The sequence below is a fragment of the Acetobacter sp. KSO5 genome, assembly GCF_044094635.1.
GTDB classification, from domain to species: domain Bacteria; phylum Pseudomonadota; class Alphaproteobacteria; order Acetobacterales; family Acetobacteraceae; genus Acetobacter; species Acetobacter cerevisiae.
In genome coordinates, this window is the sequence record NZ_CP172014.1 from 2,195,001 (window position 1) to 2,216,316 (window position 21,316).

A 21,316-nucleotide genomic window follows, 5' to 3' on the forward strand; every position below is an offset into this window, starting at 1 on the left:
CTAGCAGATCCAGAGGAAGCTGCCAACCGTGATCTCGTCCGGTGAAGCGGTTTCTAAGCGATCGACCCCAACCCGTCAACACCATCCAACATAAAAACTTCAAAAAAGTGCGTCTTAATTTTTAGAACACACCAAAACCCCAGTTTCCCGCCAGTTTCCAACGGGATAGCCGCAACATTAACGGCTTGGGGGCTCCCCAATCAGCTGAAACCCCACTTTTGGGCCCCAAGAAGGCTTAGGAATCATGGAAGCCAACAGGGCTCCGCCCTTCCTCTTTATATAAGAGAGACCGTTCTATGCCGCGCCCCTCTCCGTGCTCACGACTGTTCACGAAAAACGCGCCGCCTCGTCCCTGCCCCGCTTGAGGCGACCTTGACTATATGGAGCGTGCCACGATTTGTGCATGTGTGCAGGTTACACTGCCGCACAGAAACAGGTTGATGAGGCACCCGATGACGCAAGCAGAAATGACGGACCATGCCTCAATACAAGAGGTGTTATTTCACTGATGCGCGTTCTTTTCCCTTATATCGCACAGCCGCACCAAACCTTGCATTCTCTGCCGATTGCAATGGAAATCGCTAGCAGACACCCTGAAACAGAGGTCCATATTGCCTGCGCCACGCAAGCCCATCTGGATTATGCGCAATCCCTTGCGTCCTATTATCCGGAATCGAGAGCGAGCTTCGAACTTTTGCACCTCCCGAACCTGATCCGGGAGCGTGTTGAACGGCATGGGCACACCGTTTTTTCCCGGTTTGCGAGCCTTTTCTTCAACAAGAAATATTTCTCTACGTTTCAGGGCATCGTCGTGCCTGAACGCACATCGCTCTATTTAAGGAAGCTTGGTGTGCGCCAGCCCCGCCTGATCTGGACCCGTCATGGGGCGGGTGATCGGGCCATTGGCTTTGCCCGCGACGTCAAGAACTTCGACTATGTTCTTATGGCTGGCAAAAAGGTCGAACAGCGGCTTCTTGCTCAGGGGGCCATCCGCCCCGGCCACTATCATACTGGCGTTTATGCCAAGTTTGACATGGTGCGCCGGATGCGAAGCACGAGCTCCCGCCTGTTTAACAACAACCGTCCGACCATTCTTTATAATCCGCATTTCAATGCCCGCCTGTCCTCCTGGCCAAAAATGGGACTGAATATTCTCAGCCATTTTGCCAATCAGGATCGTTACAACCTCATTTTTGCCCCGCATTACCGGCTGTTCGATAATCGCCGGACCGAGGCTGCGCAGCTCAAGCGGGCTTTTGGCGGCCACTCTCATATGATTGTGGATACGGGGAGCACCCGCAGCATTGATATGACCTATACCTCTGCGGCTGACCTGTATCTGGGGGATGCCAGTTCCCAGATTGCCGAGTTCCTTATCCATCCCCGCCCCTGCGTTTTCCTGAATGCGCACGACGTTACCTGGCAGGGTGATGAGAACTACCGCTTCTGGACTCTTGGGCCCGTCCTGAACCAGCTGGAAACCTTCTCTGAGGACATTGAAGGCGCATTTTCTTCACATGATGCTTTCGTAAATCTCCAAAAAGACTATATACGCGACACGTTCGATCTCACGGGAGACGAACCAACCGCGCCGGTAGGGGCCGACGCTATTGTTGATTTTCTTCGAATGGCCAGCTGATGAACGTTATAAATCCTGCATCTTCACCTTCTAACGAAGAGGCCCTGCAGCCGGTTCCCACCGGTTCTGGTCAGCAGCGCCGTTATGGAGATTTTGCAACATTCCCCGAAGCGCTTGATTACGCTGCGCAGGGTGAAGCTGGCTTTAATATCTATTCCGGCCGAGGCGTTCTGCTGGAAGCGCTGCCGTATCGCACACTGCGTGAGCAGGCGATTGAAACCGGCCTGCGCCTTTTGGGAATGGGCCTCCAGCCGGGTGACCGGGTTGCGATTGTCGCCGAAAGCGATGGTGATTTTGCCCGCATTTTCTTCGGCTGCCAGTATGCTGGTCTGGTGGCGGCTCCCCTCCCCCTGCCCGTCGCTTTTGCCGGGAAAGAAACCTACCTGACCACGCTGCGCGGTATGATTACCAGCGCCGGGGCCAGTGCGGTGATTATCCCCCAGATTATTGAAGGCTGGACCGACGATATCGTCAGCGGCATGGGACTGGCCTTTGCAGGCTCCCCCGCTGAACTGATGGAACGGCCTGTGCCGGACATGGCGCTGCCGAACATTCACCCGGAAGCCCTGTCTTATCTTCAGTTCTCCTCAGGCAGCACCCGCTCCCCCATGGGTGTGTGTGTCAGCCAGCGTTCCGGCATGGCCAATGTGGCTGCCATTGCGCATGATGGCCTGTGTGTGCGGGAAACCGGCGACCGCTGTGTGTCCTGGCTGCCGCTTTATCATGACATGGGGCTGGTCGGCTTCTTTCTGACCCCCATGACATGCCAGCTGACGGTTGATCTGCTGCCGACGCGCGAATTTGCACGACGTCCGCATGTCTGGCTGGACCTGATTAGCCGCAACCGTGGGACCATCGCCTACAGCCCGTCTTTTGGTTACGAGCTCTGCGCGCGCCGTCCGGCCTCTGCTGAGCTGGATCTGTCCTGCTGGCGCGTTGCCGGGATTGGCGGCGATATGATCCGTCCGCACATTCTGAAAGAATTTGCCGAGCGGTTTGAAGCGGTTGGCTTCAACGCGAAAGCCTTTGTCGCCAGTTACGGTATGGCAGAAGCCACGCTTGCCATCAGCTTTGTGCCGCTGAATACCGGGATTGAGACCGACACGATTGATCTCCCTGCACTGGAAAATGACGGTATTGCCCGTGCGGCAACGGATCCTTCCACCCCGACCAGAACCTTTGTGGTCTGCGGCAAGGTTCTGCCCGGCCACGAGCTGGAAGTGCGGGACCCGGAAGGGCATGTGCTGGGCGACCGTCAGACCGGCACCATTTTTGTGCGTGGCCCGAGCCTGATGAACGGCTACTTCCGCAAGCCTGCCGACACAGCCCAAGTGCTGGATCAAGACGGCTGGCTGAACACGGGTGACCTTGGCTACATGCTGAACGGCCAGATTGTCGTGACCGGTCGCGCCAAGGATCTGATTATCATTAATGGCCGGAATATCTGGCCGCAGGATCTGGAATGGTCTGCTGAAAGCCATATCCCTGCCCTGCGCAGCCGCGATGTGGCCGTGTTCTCCATGGAAAAAGGAGAGCATGAGGAAATTGTGGCCCTCATCCAGTGCCGCGTAACCTCCCCGGAAGCGCGGGAAGCGCTGCGTGCCGAGGCCGCCAGCCTGTTCCGCCGCCTGCATGGCGTAGATGTGTCTGTGGTTCTGGTGCCGCCACACGCTCTGCCGCAGACGTCCTCCGGCAAACTGACACGCGCCAAAGCCCGCAAGATGTTCCAGACCGGCATGTTTGAACCGCAGCCTGAAGCAGCCTCTGCCTGCTGAGGCGGGAAAATAAGGATTTTAAAATGAGCGAAACCGTTGAAAGCGTGTCTGCGCTGATCATCCAGAAGCTTCTCGCCAATCCGAAAGTGCCGCGTGATATCGACGGCAACTGTAAGATTATGGACGATCTGGCCTTTGATTCTCTGGCAGTCATGAACTTTGTCATGGAAGTGGAAGACAGCATGGATGTCTCCGTTCCGCTCGACAAACTGGCTGATATCCGGACCATCAATGACCTTGCTGCCTGCGTTGTTGATCTGAAAAACAAAGGCTGAACACGCATGACGTCTATTTTTTCCAAATTTGACGGCATTGCAGGAGCTCTCGGCTCCCTGGTGGAAGCTGGCGGACGTAACCCGTTCTCTGTGGTGATCGAAAAGCCCGTCTCTTCCACAGTTGGTATCATTGAAGGCCGCGAAACGCTGCTTTTTGGCACTAACAACTATCTGGGCCTGAGCCAGTCCCCCCGCGCGATCAAAGCGGCTCAGGAAGCTGCGGCAACCTGCGGCGTGGGCACAACCGGCTCCCGCATTGCCAACGGCACGCAGTCTCTCCACCGGCAGCTTGAGCGCCGTATTGCCGATTATTTTGGTCGCCGCGACGCCATGGTGTTCTCCACCGGATATCAGGCCAATCTGGGCATGATTTCCACACTGGCGGGAAAAGACGATTATCTGATTCTGGATGCGGATAGCCATGCCAGCATTTATGATGGCAGCCGCCTGAGCCCTGCACAGGTGATCCGTTTCCGCCATAATGATGCGGATGACCTTTACAAGCGCCTGAAGCGTCTGGACGGCACCCCCGGTGCAAAGCTGATTGTTGTGGAAGGTATTTATTCCATGACCGGCAATGTTCCGCCGATTGCCGAGATGGTCGCCGTCAAGCGTGAAACCGGCGCTTATCTGCTGGTTGATGAAGCCCACTCCTTTGGTGTGATGGGCGAACATGGCCGCGGCATTGCTGAACAGGCTGGCGTGGAAGCCGATGTGGACTTTATTGTCGGCACCTTCTCCAAGAGCCTTGGCACGGTTGGTGGCTACTGTGTGTCCGACCATCCGGAACTGGAACTGGTGCGGCTGAACTGCCGTCCTTACATGTTCACAGCGTCTCTGCCGCCGGAAGTCATTGCCGCCACCATGGCCGCTCTGGAAGACATGGCGGAACATCCGGAGCTGCGCACGCAGCTGATGGACAATGCTGCCCGTCTGCATGCCGGGTTCCATGGCCTTGGCCTGAATGCCAGCAAGCAGGTCAGCCCCGTGATTGCCGTCACTCTGGAAGAAATCGGGCAGGCCATTGTGATGTGGAACCGCCTGCTGGACCTCGGGGTTTACGTCAACCTCAGCTTGCCGCCCGCAACGCCGGACTCTCGCCCGCTGCTGCGTTGCTCTGTGATGGCGACACACACTGCTGAGCAGATCGACAAAGCGATTGCGATCTTCAAGCAGGCCGCTCTGGACGCTAACGCTCTGCCGGCAGCCGCCTAAGAGCGTTTGAAAGCCCCCTTGCGCCAGAGCCGCCAGAGTAACGGCGGTGCGGCCAGCAAGGGGTGCTTTTCAGCAAAAGGTGTCAGCGGCACCTTGATCCCGCTATGCCGTTCGATTTTCCACGCCGCGTAGCGTGCCCCTCCGGTAAATGTATAAGCTGCCTTCATCAGGCGCAGGATATTCAACGGACGCCCTATGCGGCGCCGGACCTGCCATGCCTGCTCTTCCCGGAATTTCTGTGCGGATGAGATAAGCGGCCTGACCTCTTCTCCCTCCACGTCATAAGGCAGCCCCGCCACCTGCCAGCATGGCAGCAGCAGGTCCCTGTAGCGGTCCTGATAGCTGGCGACGATCCCGGCCCCACGGCCTGCTTTTTCTACCCGGAGCTCTGTCTGGTAGGTCTGGCGATAGAGAGCGTTCCAGAAATCGTTCCGGCTGCCTTTTTCCGGACCGAGGAAGGCTGTCCAGCGAGCTGCCGTCAGGGTGGCGCGCATCACGCAGCGGCGCAATGTCTGGGCTGCTGCGGCATCCCGCTGCCAGACAAGCCGCACAGGCTGAGAAAAACGCGCCCATACCGTCGTATCCAACGCACTGAAGCCGGTCAGCCTGCGGAACTGGGCCAGCGTCAGGATGGCGACTTTGGCACGCAGAGGCTGCCCCTCAACAGTCAGCTCATGATATTCAACATTGGGAGGCAGAAGTGCATTGGCCAGACAGGCCAGTCGGCTGCGTGGCCAGTCGGATTGCTTGCGCACGATCACATAAAAATCGAGCAGCGTGTCCGCCTGAATGCCTCCCCGCAGGCCAGACCCATAAAACAGCACGCCCAGCGGCTCCGCCATCCCCACCATCTGTTCCACAAAATCCAGCACCGCAGGGCTGACGCGTGTTGTCAGTTCCTGCCGAACCTGGTCATCCAGAAAACGGGCGGCTTTGGCCTGTGTCGTGACGGTATGCAGTTCAGTTGGCTGCTGTTTTACCATGTCATGCCTGTAGGAAAGAAAGAATCGGTCCTGCGGAAATTTCCAGACTTTGCGTTGGTCCCGTTTCCAGAACCTCACCATCCAGCACGAATGACTGCTCCGTGTTGAGCAGAACCTGCCGGGCAGAACCGCTTGAATAGGTTGGGTCCGCCCGTAGCCATGCGGGGCTACGCCCACGCAACAGGCTCCAGATGGCCCGCATCAGTTTTTTGGGATTTGCCGCCACATCCAGATAGCTGATGCCTTCGTCCGCCCCGTTCTCACGCCAGAACGGCCAGATGCCATGCGGCAGACAATGCAGCCCCGTACACAGGAACAGGAAACGGTTGTGCGCTTCCAGCTCACCTCCGTTCAGGCCAAGTCCGACCGGCGTCCCATCCAGCCAGCTTTGCCGCAGGCGCGGCGTGATAATCTGCCGCAAGGTTTCCGCCAGCGTAATGAGCACAGCAGTGTCATGCGCATAATTTTTCAGGATGGCGGGCGAATGGGCAATTTCGATTCCGCGCGTAAACGCACCCAGACCGCCAAAAAAGCCCAGAACGGGCGCCCGGTCCTGCCCCGGCCAGGAGACAACCAGAGGCTGTCGCTGCTTGACGTCTGACACCAGACGGTCTGAGCGGGCTCTGTCCTGCAGCCGCTGCAAGGCTTCCTCACCCCGCATGCCAAACCCGACGTCGGCGGCTATCAGATTTGTATTACCGGATGGCAGAACGGCGATCATCGGCAGTCTGTCTTTGGGGTAAGACGAGACATACAGCGCACTCAGCACGTTACCGACTGTGCCGTCCCCTCCGTCCACTACCAGACACCGCACGTCCTGCCGTGCCATGTCTTCTATGACGTCATGCAGTTCGGTCTGGGAGTCTGGCGAGAAAAACAGCGGCCCCAGAGTGCGGCGCGCGCAGTCCAGATAACGACTATCCGCCTTGAGATTGCGTCGGCTGCGGGAATTGTGAATCAAGGCGAAACGATCGGGCACTCGGAAACTCTTGCTTTTGCAGATACGGTGCCAGCGCTTTTGCTCCGGCTTGTCGCGGTGGTATAATTAGAGTCCGCCCGCTTGTCACATACTGTCCTGTCAGGCCCCCTGCGCCGGAGACCTTCTTTCTTGCCTTCTTTTCAGATTGCGCACCTGTCCGACCCCCATCTTCCGCTGGCGGAATTCCCGGCTCTGGATGAAATTCGCTTCAAGCGTATCCTCAGCCTGCTGTCCTGGACATTAAAACGCCGCCATCTGCATAAAGCCGCCCCGCTGGCACGGGTGATGGACGATATCCGGCACTTTCAACCCGAACTGGTGGCGTTGACAGGCGATCTGACCAACCTTGGCCTCCGCTCCGAATTTCGCCGCGCCCGCTGCTGGCTGGAAGAGCAGGCTTTGCCGCCTACCCTGCTGGTGCCGGGGAATCATGATGCGCTGATCCGCCAGAATGCCACCGGCAAAGCGGCCCTGTGGGGAGAGTGGCTCAAAACGGATGCCTCTTTCCCGTCCCTGCTGGTGAAAGACCATATCGCCCTGATTGGGGTGAACACCGCCGTGCCAACCCGTCCATTTTTGGCCTCGGGCAAAATGGGAGCTGCGCAGGCTGAGCGCCTCCGTGCCGTCCTTCACAAAACCGGGCAAGAGGGACTGTGCCGGGTCGTGCTGATCCATCACCCGCCCGTTGCAAAACTGGTCAGCCGCCGGAAGGGGCTGGATGATCTGGCGCTATTCCAGTCTATTCTGCGCGAGGCCGGGGCCGAGCTGGTGCTGCATGGCCACTCGCACCGCGCGACTCTCGCCTGCATTCCGCACACGGATATTCCAGTTGTCGGCACGACGTCCGCCTCGCATAGTGCGGACAGCCCGGCCACCGCAGCCGGATGGAACGCCATTGCTGTCCATCCGCAGGCCGGACACTGGTCAATAACCGTGCGGCGGCGGGAACTTGGAACGGATGGCATCATGCGCGATGGTTTAACGCGAGTGTTCACGCCCCATCGCCTTTCCCCGTCAATCCGGCTATGACACCCCCCATGCCGAACCCGCCCCTGTTGCGCCGACTGCAAGCGTTCTTCACTCCAGGCACTCTGGATCGCTATCTGATTGCGCAGGTCATTCCGCCTTTTCTGGTCGCCCTCTCAGTCGTGATGGCCGCCCTGCTGCTTGAGCGGCTGCTGGTGCTGTTCAACCTGCTGGCCGCAGGCAACAACCATCTTGGCGTTTTTGTTGAGCTGCTGACCACTCTGCTGCCGCATTATCTGGGGCTGGCCATTCCGGCAGCGCTCTGCGTAGGCGTGTTCTCCATTATCCGGCGCATGAGCCAGAATGAAGAGATTGACGCCATTACCAGCAGTGGCATTTCTTTGGTTCGCATTACCCGACCCTATATTCTGATGGGGGCGTTACTGAGCTTTCTCGCCTTCCTGCTGTATGGTTTTGTGCAGCCGCATGCGCGGTATGACTTCCGGGCGACGTTCTACATGGCCAGCCACACCGGCTGGGCGCCCCGGCTGCAATCCAACATGTTTGCCAGCCCCTCACCCACGCTGACCATTGTGGCGGATAACGTCACACAGGGCGGGTCCGATCTGCATGGCGTGTTTATCCGCGATACGTCTGACAATCAGGAACGCGATATTACCGCCCGGCACGGCCATATCCGGCTGGCTTCAGACAGTTCCGCCGTGGAAATTGATCTGGAAGACGGCACAATCCTGACAGACAACCATAAGAGCGTGCCGACCCTTACGACCTTTGACCATGCCACACGCCTGCTGACCCGTGCGAACCATATCACCCCCTTCCGTGAACGCGGCGAGGATGAGCGCGAGCTGACCTCTCCGGAGCTTGTCAGCCGGCTGATCCATCAGGATCCGTCGATCTCCCGCCCGCATATGCGCTCGGAAGTGCATTTCCGGCTGGCGCGCAGCCTGACCATTCCGTTTATTCCGGCACTGGCGGCCGCCCTAGCCATCATGCGCAAGCGGCAGCGGAGCAGTGCCGGGCTGGTGCTGGCCTTTATCATCATGGTGGGGTTCGACCATATGCTCCAGTTCGGGCACAGCATGGTTGCCACAAAAAAAGCCTCTCTGCTGATTATCTGGGGGCCAGCCCTTTTCTTTGTCGCGATGAGTTCTCTGCTGCTTCTGTATAAGTCCGGCACATTTCAGACTCTCAAAGCCCGGTGGACGAGCAAACGACGCGCTGGGGCGAAAAACAGCCAGAAGGCCCTGCCTTGAAAACGCAGTCTCCCGCTCCGACCCACGTTCTCCTACGCTACCTGTCTGGCGTTCTGTTCAGCCGTGTCATGTTCAGTTGCGCCATTCTGGTGGGGCTGATGGAAATTCTGGCTCTGCTGGAACAGACCACCCCCATTCTGCAGCGGCATCTAGGTGTTTCCGGTATTCTGACCTATGCGGGGATGCGGCTTCCGTTTCTGATGGCGGGAGCCCTCCCGCTTGGAGTGCTGATTGGTGCGCTGATCATGCTCACGCAGATGACCCTCGCCAGCGAGATGGCCATTCTGCAAGCCTCCGGGCTTTCCATGTGGGGCCTCTACAAGCGGCTCATTCCCGCCACCCTGATTATTGGCGTGATGGGCGTGGTGCTGGACGACCAGGTTACCCCCCGCTCCGAACAGGCTCTGGCCGCATGGTGGAACCGCACAGACCCTCACCCCGAAAATGGCCATGCCTTCTGGTTTCATGAAGGTGGGCGGATAGGCCGCGTGCACTATGTGGCGGATGGCGGCAACATGCTTTCCGGCCTTGATCTGTACACACGCACACCAAATGGCCTTTTGCATAAAGCCATGCATGCGGAACGTGCGGATTATACCCACGCGCATGGCTGGCAGCTGCATGCCATCACAGGCATTGAAGTCGATGGGAATAAAACGGCCAGACTGCCGGTCGAGGCCGACGCCGCCTGGCAGACAACCCTGCATCCGTGGGACTTTATCCGCCTTTCAGCTGAAAATCCGCCCCTGTCTTCCGGCACCATTATCGGCATGTTGCGGGGGCGGCTGCCCTCCGATTCCAGCCCCGGCTTCCTGCAGGCGGGCCTGCTGGAACGCTTTCTACGCCCGGCGGCCATGATGGTATTGTTGTTGCTTGCCATGCCGGTAATCTATATTCCACCCCGAACAGGCACACGCAGTTGGGTCCCGGTCTGGTGTCTGGGGGCCGGTCTGCTCTTTATTATCGCGCAAGGGCTGTTACGGGCCATGGGCAATGCCGGACTTCTGCCCCCACCCGTTGCGACCATCCCCGGGTTGATCATTTTCACCCTGGGAGCGGCCACGGCGCTCCTGAGGAACGAGGCAAAATGAGCGGTACTCTGAATAATGCGACAATCCGCACAGGCCGGAGTTTTGATCTTGGCAAGATGAACCTCCGCCAGCTGTGGGTCGCCTATCTGACTTACCCGACCATCCTGCTGTATTTCGCACTGGTTATTGCCAGTGCTGCCCTGGCTACATGGTTTTTTGCCGGATGGGGCCCGACACTGATTTCCATTGTCGCGGTTATTCTGGTCTACCCGGTGGTGTGGTATCTGCTGCATCGCTACGTCCTGCATGGGCGCACGCTTTATAAGATGAAATGGACGGCCGCCCTGTGGAAGCGCATCCATTTTGACCACCATCAGGACCCGCATCTGCTGGACGTGCTGTTTGGCGCACCGGTCACCACGCTGCCGACCATTGGTGTGATCACCCTTCCCATCGGTTATCTGATTGGTGGATGGGGCGCTGCCGCCACCGCCTTCGGTACCGGTGTAGCCATTACCTGCATCTATGAATTCTTTCACTGCATCCAGCATCTGAACTACAAGCCCCGTGCCGCATGGATCCAGCGGATGAAGGCGCGCCACGTGCTGCATCACTTCCATGATGAAGACGGCAATTTCGGCATCACCAGTTTTGTGGTCGACCGCGTCTTTGGCAGCTACTATCTGGACGCCAAGGCCCGCCCGCGTAGCCCAACGGTGTTCAATCTGGGCTACGACGTGAAGGAAGCGAAGCGCTTCCCGTGGGTGATGGATCTGACCGGGTCTCCCCCGCGTGACCGGCCCGACGGTGCCCGCCCGGAAGCCAAACTGATGCGCGACAACACCAGACACGCTGCATGAACACGACTCATGGGGCGCTGTCCGCCCTTATTCTGGCGGGCACACGCCCCGGCGCGCCGGACCCCATGGCGCAGGCTTGTGGCGTTTCTCACAAAGCCATTTTGCCTGTAGCCGGCACCCCTATGGTGCTGCGTGTCATCCACGCCTTGCAAGCCACACCGGGCATTGGGCGGATTGCCGTTTGTATCGACAATCCGGCCGTGCTGGAGGGTTTGCTGCCCTCTGATATTGAGATTGTTCCTTCCAGCCCGAATGGCCCCAGTGCCAGTGTGCTGGCCGGGTTGACGCAGATGGGCACCCCCCTCCTCGTCACGACTGCGGACAATGCCTTGCTGCGTCCGGAATGGATTAGTGAATTTCTGGCTAAATGCAGCCCGCAAACGGATGTTGCCGCTGCTGTTGCACCGGAAGCCGTCGTGCTGCGCGATGTGCCCGGCACGCGACGCACCTTTATCCGGCTGGCTGATATGGCATTTTCCGGCTGCAACCTGTTCCTGTTCCGCACCCCGGCCTCCCTACAGGTGGCAGCACTTTGGCAGCGTGTTGAAAAAAACCGGAAGCATCCGCTGCGGATTGCCTGGCTGCTTGGCCCCGGCATTCTTCTGCGCGCAGTATGCAAAAAACTGACACGCGCCGCCCTGTGCAGGCGCATTGGCACGTTGAGCGGCACGATGGCGGAACTGGTGCCGCTCTCAGATGGGCGAGCCGCCGTTGATGTCGACAAACCGGCTGATCTGGAACTGACAGAAAAGCTGATTGCTGCCGACGTCGCAGCGAACACCTGACCTGTCATGCGCATTGCCTACATTATCAATTCCACAGAAGGCGGCGGCGCGGCCTTTCCTGTGCCTGCCATTACCAGCGTGTTTCGCAACGCCGGGCATGAGGTTGCTGTCTTTGCACTGACGCGGCGTGATGGCCGGGCCATCAAACCCATGCAGGACGCAGGGTTGGATGTGCGGGTTCGGGACGGTGGCCGGAAAGACCATCTTGCCGCCTTGCTCTGGCTGAAACGCCAGATGGAGCTGTGGCAACCCACTCATCTGTGGACGTCCCTGACCCGCGCGACTCTGCTCGGGCAGATTGTCGGCCAGAGGCGGGGCATTCCCGTTGCCAGCTGGCAGCACTCCGCCCGGCTGCGCCCCCCGAACGGCACTTTGCTATGCCTGCGGCGGAATGCCTCCTGTCTGTGGGTGGGAGATTCGCAATACGTCACGGACATCACCCGGCAGCAACTCCATATCCCGGCGGACCGCCTGCTCTGCTGGCCGATTTTCCATGCGCGGGCCAATGCCCCACAATCCCGGCCATGGCAGCATGGAGAGCCAGTGCGCCTTGGCTCTCTGGGGCGGCTGCATCCCGTTAAAGGGTTTGATACGCTTTGCCTCGCCCTTGCCCGGCTTCAGCAGGCCCAGCGCATTCCTCCTTTTCACCTAACACTCGCAGGAGAAGGAGAAGAGCGCCCGGCACTGGAAGCGCTCATTCGGGAAAACGGGCTGCAGGAGCATGTCTCCCTACCCGGCTTTTGTGAGAATACTGGCCAGTTTCTGGCCGATCAGCATCTCTACCTTCAGCCATCACATTGGGAAGGATTCTGCATGGCGGCACATGAGGCCATGCAGGCTGGCCTGCCGGTGATTGCCTCCGCCGTTGGAGAGCTCACCCATTCCATCCGTAATGGGGAAACCGGCTGGACCGTGCTGCCCAAAGACCCCGACGCACTGGCCACAGCCCTCGCAACAGCCCTCGCCCAGCCGGAACAACTGGCCGGTATGGGTCAGGCAGGACGTCATTATGTCCTGACCCATTTTAGTGAAGAGGCCTTTACCCATGCGGGTGAGGTAGCCCTGCATAAACTTGCAGCGCTGACGACCTGATAAGTCGGACGCAGCCAGAGCGCGACCCGTTACCCCAGCAAGGCCGCAGCTTTTTCCGGAACATCCGCCATACGCGCAGCACTGCCGTTTGCCTCTTTGGCAAAAGCCGGATTTCCATACCCCCACGCCGCAAACAGGGATCGTGCGCTGGCGCCTTTTGCCGCCAGCAGATCCGGCATCATATCCCCAATCATCACAGTGGAGGCCGGATGCCCTCCGGCCTGCTCAATCGTGCCCAGCAAGTGCGCGGGGTTGGGCTTTCGGACAGGAAAGCTGTCCCCGCCCCCTATGCTGGCAAAGAGAGAGGTCAGTCCAAAATGATCGAGAATATGCCGTGCCGCGGCTTCGGGCTTGTTGGTACAAACCGCCAGCTGCCAGCCCTGCGCCCGTAACGTCTCTAACGCGTCCTCCGTGCCGGGAAACAGGCAGGAGAGCCGCGTTGCACGAGGCATATAAAGACCCAGAAACTGCTGAACGGTCTGATCCGGATTGATCCCGATCTGCCCGTGTGGATCCGCCGTGCGAATCAGGCTCTCCACCAGCGCCTGAACGCCATTGCCAATCATCCCGCGCACAACGGGATCCGAGACGGGCGGCAGACCATGCGAGGCCAGAATTTCCCGCACGCAATCGGCAATGTCCGGCAGGGAGTCCAGCAAGGTGCCGTCCATATCAAACACGGCCAGTCCTGACTGCGTCATACGCTGTTATCCTTCTGTAAATTTTGGAAAAGTTTTATGATACACATATAACGTCTTTCCCCGGCCAGACGTTTGACACTTCCTTGAGCTTGGCTTACCGCAAGTGGATCATGACGTCTTCTCCCGCATCCCGTCCCGCCACTGCCGTCCTGCTTGCTGCCGGGCTTGGCACCCGTATGAAATCCTCCCGCCCCAAGGCCATGCAGCGTCTGGCAGGCAGGCCCATGCTGGCCCATCTGATCGCCAGCGCGGCAGAAGTGTTTGACCGGCTGGTTGTCGTTATCGGCCCGGAAATGGGCGATGTGGCCGAGCTGGCTGCGCCCTACCCCGTCGTCATCCAGCATGAGCGGCTGGGCACAGCGCACGCCGCGTTGCAGGCGGAAGCCTATTTTGGAGAGGGCGACGTTGCCGTTCTCTATGCCGATAATCCCCTGATTTCCGCAGATACGCTCAGCCGCCTGCTGGAAGCCCGGCATGCGCCGGATGTGGGACTGGCTCTTCTGGCCATGCGCCCTGCTGAGCCGGGCCGCTATGGCCGCGTGATTGCGCAGGACGGGCTTGTGGAACGGATTGTGGAATGGGCCGATGCCTCGCCGGAAGAGCGGGCTGTTGACCTGTGCAATGCCGGCGTGCTGTGCGCGGATGCCACCACCTTCCGCCGCTGGCTGCACAGCGTGAAGAATGATAACGCCAAGGGTGAATTCTACCTGACAGATGTGGTCGATTGTGCCGTGGCCGATGGTGTGCGCGTCCATGCTGTGGAAGCCGCAGAAGACGAACTGCGCGGCATCAATTCCCGTATGGAGCTGGCGGAAGCCGAAGCCGCCCTGCAAGATCGCCTCCGGCAGAAAGCCATGGAAAATGGCGTAACGCTGGTTGCTCCAGAGACGGTGTTCTTCTGCGCCGACACCACACTGGCCCCGGATGTACTGGTAGAGCCGCATGTGGTGTTTGGCCCCGGTGTGACGGTTGAAAGCGGCGCTGAAATCCGGGCTTTCAGCCATCTGGAAGGCTGCACCGTGCAGGCAGATGCCATTATCGGCCCGTATGCACGCCTGCGCCCCGGCACCACCATCGGCACGGCGGCACGCGTGGGCAATTTTGTGGAAGTGAAAAACACCACCCTGGGTGATGGCGCAAAAGCCAACCATCTGACCTATCTGGGGGATGCGTCCGTTGGCACCGGCTCGAATGTTGGGGCAGGCACGATTACCTGCAATTATGACGGGTTCTTCAAACACAAAACGACTATTGGGGACCGGGTTTTTGTCGGCTCCAATTCCATTCTGGTGGCCCCGGTCAGCATTGGCACCAATGCGCTGATTGCCGCAGGCAGTGTGATTACCAAAGACGTGCCGGAAGATGCCATGGCCTTTGGCCGCCCCCGGCAGGAAAACAAGCCCGAACTGGGCAAACGTTTTAAGGAAACCCTCAAAGCCCGAAAGGAAAACGGCTGATGTGTGGCATATGCGGCGTTGTCGGCCTGCGACACGCCACCCCGATTGTCTTTGAAGGTCTGCGCCGGCTGGAATATCGCGGTTATGACTCCGCAGGTATTGCAACGCTGGTCGATGGGCGGGTTGAACGCCGCCGGGCTGCGGGCAAGCTGGATAATCTCGGCCGCCTGCTGGAAGAAAGCCCACTGGGTGGCACCACAGGCATTGGCCACACACGCTGGGCCACGCATGGTGCGCCTACCGCCTGCAATGCACACCCGCATGGCACGGAACGCGTGGCGATTGTCCATAACGGCATTATTGAAAACTTTGAGACGCTGCGCCGGGAGCTGGAAGCCGTCGGACAGGTTTTCCAGACGGAAACGGACAGCGAAACCATTGCCCTGATGGTGGATTACTATCTGACGCAGGGTCTTGCCCCAAAAGAGGCCGCTCTTAAAACCCTGAACCGCCTTGAAGGCGCTTATGCCGTCGCCATGATCTTTGCTGGTCATGAAGGCCTGATGATCGGCGCCTGCCACAGCGCGCCCCTGGCTGTGGGCTATGGTGACGGGGAAATGTTCCTGGGGTCTGACTCCCTCGCCCTCGCCCCGCTGACCCGCCGTATTACCTACATGGAAGATGGCGACTGCGTGGTGATTACCCCCGCAGGGGCGGACTTCATGCGGTTTGATGGCACGCCTGTTACGCGCAAGGAGCAGACAACAGCTCTCGCCGCGGGCTCCATCGGCAAAGATGGCTACCGCCATTACATGGAAAAAGAGCTGCACGAGCATCCGCTGGTTATCGGCCAGACGCTGCAGCGCATGGTGGACCCGGCCAGCCGCCGCGTGATGCTGCCGGAGATGCCGTTTGATCTGGCTTCCGTGCCACGCGCCGTCATTACCGCCTGTGGCTCAGCCTTTTATGCCGGTATGATTGGTCGATACTGGCTGGAAGATATTGCCCGCCTGCCGGTGGATATCGATGTCGCCAGTGAGATGCGGTATCGCAACCCGCCCCTCACAGCCGGCTCTCTTGGTCTGCTCATTTCTCAGTCCGGTGAGACAGCCGATACGCTGGCGGCTCTGCGCAGCCTGCGGGAAAAAGCCGTTCATATCCTCTCCGTGCTCAATGTGGAGCACAGCACCATGGCGCGTGAGAGTGATGTTGTGCTGGGCACCGTGGCCGGTCCGGAAATTTCCGTGGCCTCCACCAAAGCCTTTACCGCGCAGCTGACGGTTCTGGCCTGCCTGACCATTGCTACCGCCCGCGCCCGTGGCACGCTGGACGCTCTGGGTGAGGAAGAACTGGTCTCCGCCCTGCTTGATCTGCCCAGCCGTGCGGCGGAAGTCTTCGCGCAGGGTGAAGCGGTCCGCCGTATGGCGCAGGTCGTGGCGGAAGCGCGGGATGTGCTCTATCTGGGCCGGGGCAGCATGTTCCCCGTCGCCATGGAAGGCGCGCTGAAGCTCAAGGAAATCACTTACATCCACGCGGAAGCCTATGCCGCGGGCGAGATGAAGCACGGACCGATTTCCCTGATCGACCGGACGGTGCCGATTGTTGCCAGCGCGCCCTACACCCCGCTGTTTGATAAGACGCTCTCTAACCTGCAGGAAGCAAAGGCTCGTGGCGGTCGCCTGCTGGTCTTTACGGATACCAAAGGAGCTGAGCGCGTCTCCGCCATAGCGGAAGACATGGTTGTGCTGCCGCATGTGCATGATTTTGTGACCCCCATCCTGCAAACCATTCCGGTGCAGATGCTGGCCTATGAGGTTGCTGTGCTGAAAGGCACGGATGTGGACCAGCCGCGCAACCTCGCAAAGTCAGTAACGGTCGAATAAGCCGACATTCACACAGTTTTAGACGAGGCTGACAAAACGTGCGGCGCACTGTGTCCTGAGAAAACTCTCAGACCTGCGCGCCACACGTTTTTGTTTTTTCAGGTCGCCTGCTTCGGCGTCCCATCCAGAAGAATGGTAATGCGGCCAAGTTTGGGGTGATCGATCTCAACCCGCACCGCTACAAAACCGGCTTCTCCTATTTTTTCAAACCACGCCCGGCCCGGCTGCGGGTTCCGCAACTTGCTCTTCTCGCTGTTGAACTTGAAGCCTTCGGTCTGCTGCGCCACAAAATCACACCGCAGCGCATCTTCACCCCATTCCAGCGGGCCGCCGGAAGGAAGGCGTTGTAAGCCCACCGGGTGCATGGAGAGTGTGCTCAAACGCATGCCATCAAAAACTTTGGCCTGCCCGCTACAGGTCTGGGTGGTGCGGACCTGATGCAGCAAATTCATCAACGCAGCGAGGGTATCGATGGCCCCCTTTTTGTCTGCGTCGGGCACAACTTCCCGATCCGTCTCGGCCGGGTCAAGCTGGGTGACCACAGGCATCTGATCCCGATAGACCAGAGAGACATGGCGGTTCCGGCCACGAGACCAGCCCACGCTATCATACGCGGCAGGCTCTGCGGTCTGGCCCGCAAACTGCCCCTGCGCAGTGGTCTGCAAATTCGTTTTCATGAACAGGCCGAAAAACCCGCCTGTCCTGATATGGGCGGCAACCCCATATTGCGTCTCGCTCAGCCGATAGGATGCCTGAATATCCATGACGTTGAAGCCATGCGCATAGACACGATAGTTCACGACAGTCTGGGGCAACGCGGCATCAGCGCGCGCAGCAGAGCCACACGCGCCCACCAGCAAAAGTCCGGCACACAGGCCCGGCACAAAAGACCTCAAAAGAGCGGCCCCACCGGACAGCAAACGTAAACGCGGCATAGCATTCCTTTTCAAACGGCCTCAGACAGACTCGGCCTGCACAGGACGATACCCCAACCGGCGGGAAAGCGCCTGCGCCAGAGCCCCAGCCATGCGCCCAAGCTGGCTGACATCATAACGGCCAAGCTCAGTTTGCGGCAGGCTCAGTCCTACCCCCGCCACCATGCGCCCGGAATGATCCTTCACCCCGGCGCCGAAGCACCAAAGGCCATCATGGATCTGTTCATCATCCACCGCGTAACCGCGTTCTCTGATTTCCGCGATTTCCCGCACCAGAGTCGTGACTGAGCGGATACCGTTGGGCGTCAGCGGTTCCGGCCATGTTGAAGCCGGATGCAGGGTCAGCCATTCCCGGAAGGCGTTATCGTCCATCTCGGCCAGCATGGCATTGCCTGTGGCCGTAAATATGGCAGGCAGGCGCATGCCAACTCGGAAGGACGCGCCCAGCACCGTGGCACTGTTCCGGCAGGCCATGTAGACCACTTCCGTATCTTCCAGCACCGTGAGTGTGACCGTAAAGGCCGCGAGGTCCGAAAAACTTTCCAGAGTCTGGTAAAATTCCGTCACCAGATCCCGCCGTTCCGTCACCCCTCCGGCCCAGTCCAGCAGGCGCGCGCCCAGCCGATAGCCTTGTGTGACGGTTTTTTCCAGCAGCCCCAGTTCCACCATAACCGCCACCAGCCCGTGGACTGTGCTGCGGGGCAGTTCAAGCTGGCGGGCGATATCAGCCGCAAGCGGCGGGCGCTCTGTGCTTTTCACCAGATCCAGAATGCGCACAGCCCGGCGCAGGGCGGGCACAGAATCATGAGATTTGGACATGCCGTTTCTTATTTTCCTTGTTGACAAAGAGGGGCCTTACCCTCATTATTCCAAATACGGGATCGAGTTCAATATAATGAACAATAAAAATCAGAACTCGATCCTACCGCAGACTATTCTGGTGGAAGCCTGACAAGAACCCGGAACAGGGCAGCAGGCTTCCCCCCGGACTTTTCTGATCTGACACATCTCCCCCTCCACACTCGCTCCTTTGGTTCTCTTACGCTAAACAGGACAGACGCAAGTCCCGTCAATGTCGTAAAGATGAGTGCCTGACCGTGACCACACTCTATGATTTTACCCTCCCCGCCCTTGAAGGTGGTGAGATCAATCTGGCTGATTACCGTGGCCGGCCCGTTCTGATTGTGAACACGGCCTCCAAATGCGGCTTCACCCCGCAATATGAAGGGCTTCAGGCCCTGTGGTACCAGTTCCGCAGCATGGGGCTGGTTGTTATCGGGATTCCCAGCAACGATTTTGGGGCTCAGGAACCGGGAACGGCCTCCGACATTGCCTCTTTCTGCCACCGGAACTACGGCGTGAGCTTTCCTATGGCGGCTCGCTCCCCGGTAAAAGGCCCCCACACCATTCCGCTGTTCCGCTGGCTGGACAAGGAATGCGGTTTTCTGGCCCGCCCCCGCTGGAACTTCTACAAATATCTGACCAACCGAAAGGGTAAACCTGTCGACTGGTTTTCCAGCATTACGTCCCCCACCTCCGCCCGTGTGACGAAAGCGGTGGAACGCGTGATCCTGAATCCCTGAGCGGGGTTTAGCGTTTAACGGGGAACGATCAGCCCATCCCGCAGCGTGACCACCCGGTCCATGCGGGTCAGGAGCTCTTCATTATGGGTGGCGACCAGAGCCGCCAGCCCCTGCCCGCGCACAGCCGCCATCAGTTCCGAGAACACGGCATCTGCTGTGCGCACATCCAGATTGCCAGTCGGTTCATCCGCCAGCAGCAAAGCGGGGTTATTTGCCAGCGCGCGGGCAATCGCCACGCGCTGCTGCTCACCGCCGGACAGCTTGCCCGGCAGGTGGCTCACGCGGTGCGCCAGACCAAACATGTCCAGCAGCTTTTCCGCTTTCTGACGCGCCTCGGCCTTGCGCACGCCAGCAATCATCTGCGGCAGCATGACGTTCTCACGCGCTGTGAACTCCGCCAGCAGGTGATGGAACTGATAGACGAAGCCAATCTGGTCACGCCGCAGCGCCGTACGCCCCACTTCCGGCAGACCATGCGTTCGCTGACCGCAGATCTCGATCTCGCCCTCATCCGGCGTATCCAGCAGGCCAGCCAGATGCAGCAGCGTGGATTTCCCGGTGCCCGAGGGAGCCACAAGCGCGACAATCTCACCTGCATGCAGAGTGAAGTCCACACCCTGCAAAACAGGCAGCGTGCCATCTTCCCCGCTTTTGTAGGTCTTCTTCACACCACGCAGGCTGAGGGCGACATTACTCATGGCGCAATGCCTCCACAGGATCAGTTTTTGCCGCACGCCATGAGGGATACAGCGTGGCAAGCAGAGAGAGGGTCAGAGCCATGGCGATCACTTCGCCCACCTGCCCCCAGACCAGCTTGGCCGGAAGGTGTTCGAGGTAATAAACCTCCGGGTTAAACAGATTCGTGCCGGTCAGCTTCTGCAGCGCCTGACGAATCCGCTCGATATTCTCACAGAACACCACGCCCAGCAGCGTTCCGGCCACGGTGCCGGTGACACCAACAGAAGCCCCGCACATCAGGAAGATGCGCATAATGGCCCCTCGGCTGGCCCCAATGGTGCGCAGCACGGCAATATCACCCGTCTTGTCCTTCACCATCATGATCAGGGAAGAAATGACGTTAAAGGCTGCGACCAGAATTATCAGCGTCAGGATCAGGAACATGACGTTCTGTTCCACCTGCACCGCGCCAAACAGAGCATTGTTGGCATTGGTCCAGTCCAGCACCCGCAGCCCCGGTTCTCCGATGGCATTCACAATCCGCATCGTCACCGGGCGAATGTTCTGCTCATCCTTCGCCATGACCTGAATCTGGGTCACCTTGTCAGGCATCTGGAAATAGACCTGCGCGGCGTGCATCGGCAGGAAGACATAGCTGGAATTGTAGTCGTTCACGCCCGCATCAAAAATGGCCACCACATGATAGGCCCGCACGCGAGGTACGGTGCCAAACGCCGTGGCCGCGCCATCGGGCGAAACCAGCGTGATGCGTGAGCCAATGGACAGCCCGGCACGGTCCGCCAGCGTCACGCCAATGGCGATGGAATCGTCACTGCCGAAATCATCCAGAGTGCCCGCCACCAGCGAGGAACTGACGCCTTTCAGGTCCAGCAAGCCCTGCCGGGTCATGCCATGCACCACCCCGCCGGAATTGTAAGACCCCGCACTAAGCAGCACCTGTCCTTCAATGAGTGGGGTTGCGCTGATAACCCCCGGCACTTTCCGCACCCGAGCCGCAACATCCTCATACTGAGAAATGGTGCGGCCCGCGCCGTAAATGCTCAGATCCCCATTCAGGCCGAGAATACGGCCCATCAGGTCCGCCTGAAAGCCGTTCATCACCGCCATGACGATGATGAGCGTGGCGACCCCGAGGGCAATCCCCACAAGCGAGAAAATGGCAATGACGGAAACAAAGCGTTCCCCGCGCCGTGCCCGAAGGTAGCGGCCTGCCACGGCCCGCTCGAAGGGACCAAACATCA

At 59.3% G+C, this 21,316-nt stretch carries 20 protein-coding genes; 13 read left to right on the top strand and 7 right to left on the bottom strand.

The window, feature by feature from the left end; genetic code table 11:
* The first annotated feature begins 508 nt into the window (after nt 1-508).
* The 4 genes from ACHQGU_RS09855 to spt are packed head-to-tail and all read left to right on the top strand — an operon-like array spanning nt 509 to nt 4,904.
* Nucleotides 509-1,639, top strand: coding sequence for a sensor domain-containing protein (locus ACHQGU_RS09855; protein WP_395494919.1), 1,131 nt, complete (start codon nt 509-511; stop codon nt 1,637-1,639).
* Nucleotides 1,639-3,414: a fatty acyl-AMP ligase gene (locus tag ACHQGU_RS09860; protein WP_395494920.1), complete on the top strand. Its 1,776-nt coding sequence runs from the start codon at nt 1,639-1,641 to the stop codon at nt 3,412-3,414. Before ACHQGU_RS09855 ends, ACHQGU_RS09860 begins: the two co-directional genes overlap by 1 nt.
* Nucleotides 3,415-3,437: 23 nt before the next feature.
* Nucleotides 3,438-3,689 (top strand): acyl carrier protein, encoded by a 252-nt coding sequence (locus tag ACHQGU_RS09865; protein WP_025826965.1) that lies wholly within the window; start codon nt 3,438-3,440, stop codon nt 3,687-3,689.
* Nucleotides 3,690-3,695: 6 nt separating this feature from the next.
* Nucleotides 3,696-4,904: a serine palmitoyltransferase gene (gene spt / locus ACHQGU_RS09870; protein WP_062141852.1), complete on the top strand. Its 1,209-nt coding sequence runs from the start codon at nt 3,696-3,698 to the stop codon at nt 4,902-4,904.
* Here spt and ACHQGU_RS09875 read toward each other — a convergent pair.
* On the bottom strand, nt 4,901-5,887 hold the full coding sequence (locus ACHQGU_RS09875) for a hypothetical protein (RefSeq protein WP_395494921.1): 987 nt from the start codon (nt 5,885-5,887) through the stop codon (nt 4,901-4,903). The genes spt and ACHQGU_RS09875 overlap by 4 nt on opposite strands.
* A 1-nt stretch (nt 5,888) precedes the next feature.
* A complete protein-coding gene (locus ACHQGU_RS09880; RefSeq protein ID WP_395494922.1) occupies nt 5,889-6,866 on the bottom strand; it encodes a diacylglycerol/lipid kinase family protein in 978 nt (325 codons plus the stop codon).
* 129 nt (nt 6,867-6,995) lie between these two features.
* Here ACHQGU_RS09880 and ACHQGU_RS09885 point away from each other — a divergent pair, with 129 nt between their 5' ends.
* The 6 genes from ACHQGU_RS09885 to ACHQGU_RS09910 all read left to right on the top strand — a co-directional run bounded on the left by ACHQGU_RS09885 (nt 6,996) and on the right by ACHQGU_RS09910 (nt 12,877).
* Nucleotides 6,996-7,895 carry a metallophosphoesterase family protein gene (locus ACHQGU_RS09885; RefSeq protein WP_395494923.1) on the top strand — a complete coding sequence of 300 codons (900 nt, stop codon included), beginning with the start codon at nt 6,996-6,998 and terminating at the stop codon, nt 7,893-7,895.
* A complete protein-coding gene (locus tag ACHQGU_RS09890) occupies nt 7,892-9,109 on the top strand; it encodes an LptF/LptG family permease (RefSeq protein WP_062141854.1) in 1,218 nt (405 codons plus the stop codon). Before ACHQGU_RS09885 ends, ACHQGU_RS09890 begins: the two co-directional genes overlap by 4 nt.
* Nucleotides 9,110-9,177: 68 nt before the next feature.
* A complete protein-coding gene (locus ACHQGU_RS09895) occupies nt 9,178-10,200 on the top strand; it encodes an LptF/LptG family permease (protein WP_082779613.1) in 1,023 nt (340 codons plus the stop codon).
* Nucleotides 10,197-11,000, top strand: a complete 804-nt coding sequence (locus ACHQGU_RS09900) for a sterol desaturase family protein (RefSeq protein ID WP_062141856.1) — start codon at nt 10,197-10,199, stop codon at nt 10,998-11,000. Before ACHQGU_RS09895 ends, ACHQGU_RS09900 begins: the two co-directional genes overlap by 4 nt.
* Nucleotides 10,997-11,785, top strand: coding sequence for a nucleotidyltransferase family protein (locus tag ACHQGU_RS09905; protein ID WP_395494924.1), 789 nt, complete (start codon nt 10,997-10,999; stop codon nt 11,783-11,785). The genes ACHQGU_RS09900 and ACHQGU_RS09905 overlap by 4 nt, the downstream gene beginning before the upstream one ends.
* 6 nt (nt 11,786-11,791) lie before the next feature.
* Nucleotides 11,792-12,877 carry a glycosyltransferase gene (locus ACHQGU_RS09910; protein WP_395494925.1) on the top strand — a complete coding sequence of 362 codons (1,086 nt, stop codon included), beginning with the start codon at nt 11,792-11,794 and terminating at the stop codon, nt 12,875-12,877.
* Nucleotides 12,878-12,906: 29 nt separating this feature from the next.
* Here ACHQGU_RS09910 and ACHQGU_RS09915 read toward each other — a convergent pair whose 3' ends face one another.
* Nucleotides 12,907-13,578: an HAD family hydrolase gene (locus tag ACHQGU_RS09915; protein WP_062141859.1), complete on the bottom strand. Its 672-nt coding sequence runs from the start codon at nt 13,576-13,578 to the stop codon at nt 12,907-12,909.
* A gap of 110 nt (nt 13,579-13,688) precedes the next feature.
* Between ACHQGU_RS09915 and glmU the strand changes: the two genes are divergently transcribed.
* Nucleotides 13,689-15,035, top strand: a complete 1,347-nt coding sequence (gene glmU / locus ACHQGU_RS09920) for a bifunctional UDP-N-acetylglucosamine diphosphorylase/glucosamine-1-phosphate N-acetyltransferase GlmU (RefSeq protein ID WP_395494926.1) — start codon at nt 13,689-13,691, stop codon at nt 15,033-15,035.
* Nucleotides 15,035-16,858 (top strand): glutamine--fructose-6-phosphate transaminase (isomerizing), encoded by a 1,824-nt coding sequence (glmS, locus tag ACHQGU_RS09925; protein WP_395494927.1) that lies wholly within the window; start codon nt 15,035-15,037, stop codon nt 16,856-16,858. The genes glmU and glmS overlap by 1 nt, the downstream gene beginning before the upstream one ends.
* A 98-nt stretch (nt 16,859-16,956) precedes the next feature.
* Here glmS and ACHQGU_RS09930 read toward each other — a convergent pair whose 3' ends face one another.
* Nucleotides 16,957-17,793 carry a DUF3108 domain-containing protein gene (locus tag ACHQGU_RS09930; protein WP_395494928.1) on the bottom strand — a complete coding sequence of 279 codons (837 nt, stop codon included), beginning with the start codon at nt 17,791-17,793 and terminating at the stop codon, nt 16,957-16,959.
* Between the two features lie 21 nt (nt 17,794-17,814).
* Nucleotides 17,815-18,612 (bottom strand): IclR family transcriptional regulator, encoded by a 798-nt coding sequence (locus ACHQGU_RS09935; protein ID WP_062141861.1) that lies wholly within the window; start codon nt 18,610-18,612, stop codon nt 17,815-17,817.
* Nucleotides 18,613-18,890: 278 nt separating this feature from the next.
* Here ACHQGU_RS09935 and ACHQGU_RS09940 point away from each other — a divergent pair, with 278 nt between their 5' ends.
* The gene (locus ACHQGU_RS09940; protein WP_215753848.1) at nt 18,891-19,376 is read left to right on the top strand and encodes a glutathione peroxidase; all 486 of its coding nucleotides are present in this window, start codon (nt 18,891-18,893) and stop codon (nt 19,374-19,376) included.
* 14 nt (nt 19,377-19,390) lie between these two features.
* Here ACHQGU_RS09940 and ACHQGU_RS09945 read toward each other — a convergent pair whose 3' ends face one another.
* Together ACHQGU_RS09945 and ACHQGU_RS09950 are read right to left on the bottom strand one after the other, a co-directional pair.
* The gene (locus ACHQGU_RS09945) at nt 19,391-20,074 is read right to left on the bottom strand and encodes an ABC transporter ATP-binding protein (RefSeq protein WP_062141863.1); all 684 of its coding nucleotides are present in this window, start codon (nt 20,072-20,074) and stop codon (nt 19,391-19,393) included.
* Nucleotides 20,067-21,314, bottom strand: a complete 1,248-nt coding sequence (locus ACHQGU_RS09950; protein ID WP_043550760.1) for a lipoprotein-releasing ABC transporter permease subunit — start codon at nt 21,312-21,314, stop codon at nt 20,067-20,069. The genes ACHQGU_RS09945 and ACHQGU_RS09950 overlap by 8 nt, the downstream gene beginning before the upstream one ends.
* Nucleotides 21,315-21,316 lie beyond the last annotated feature (2 nt).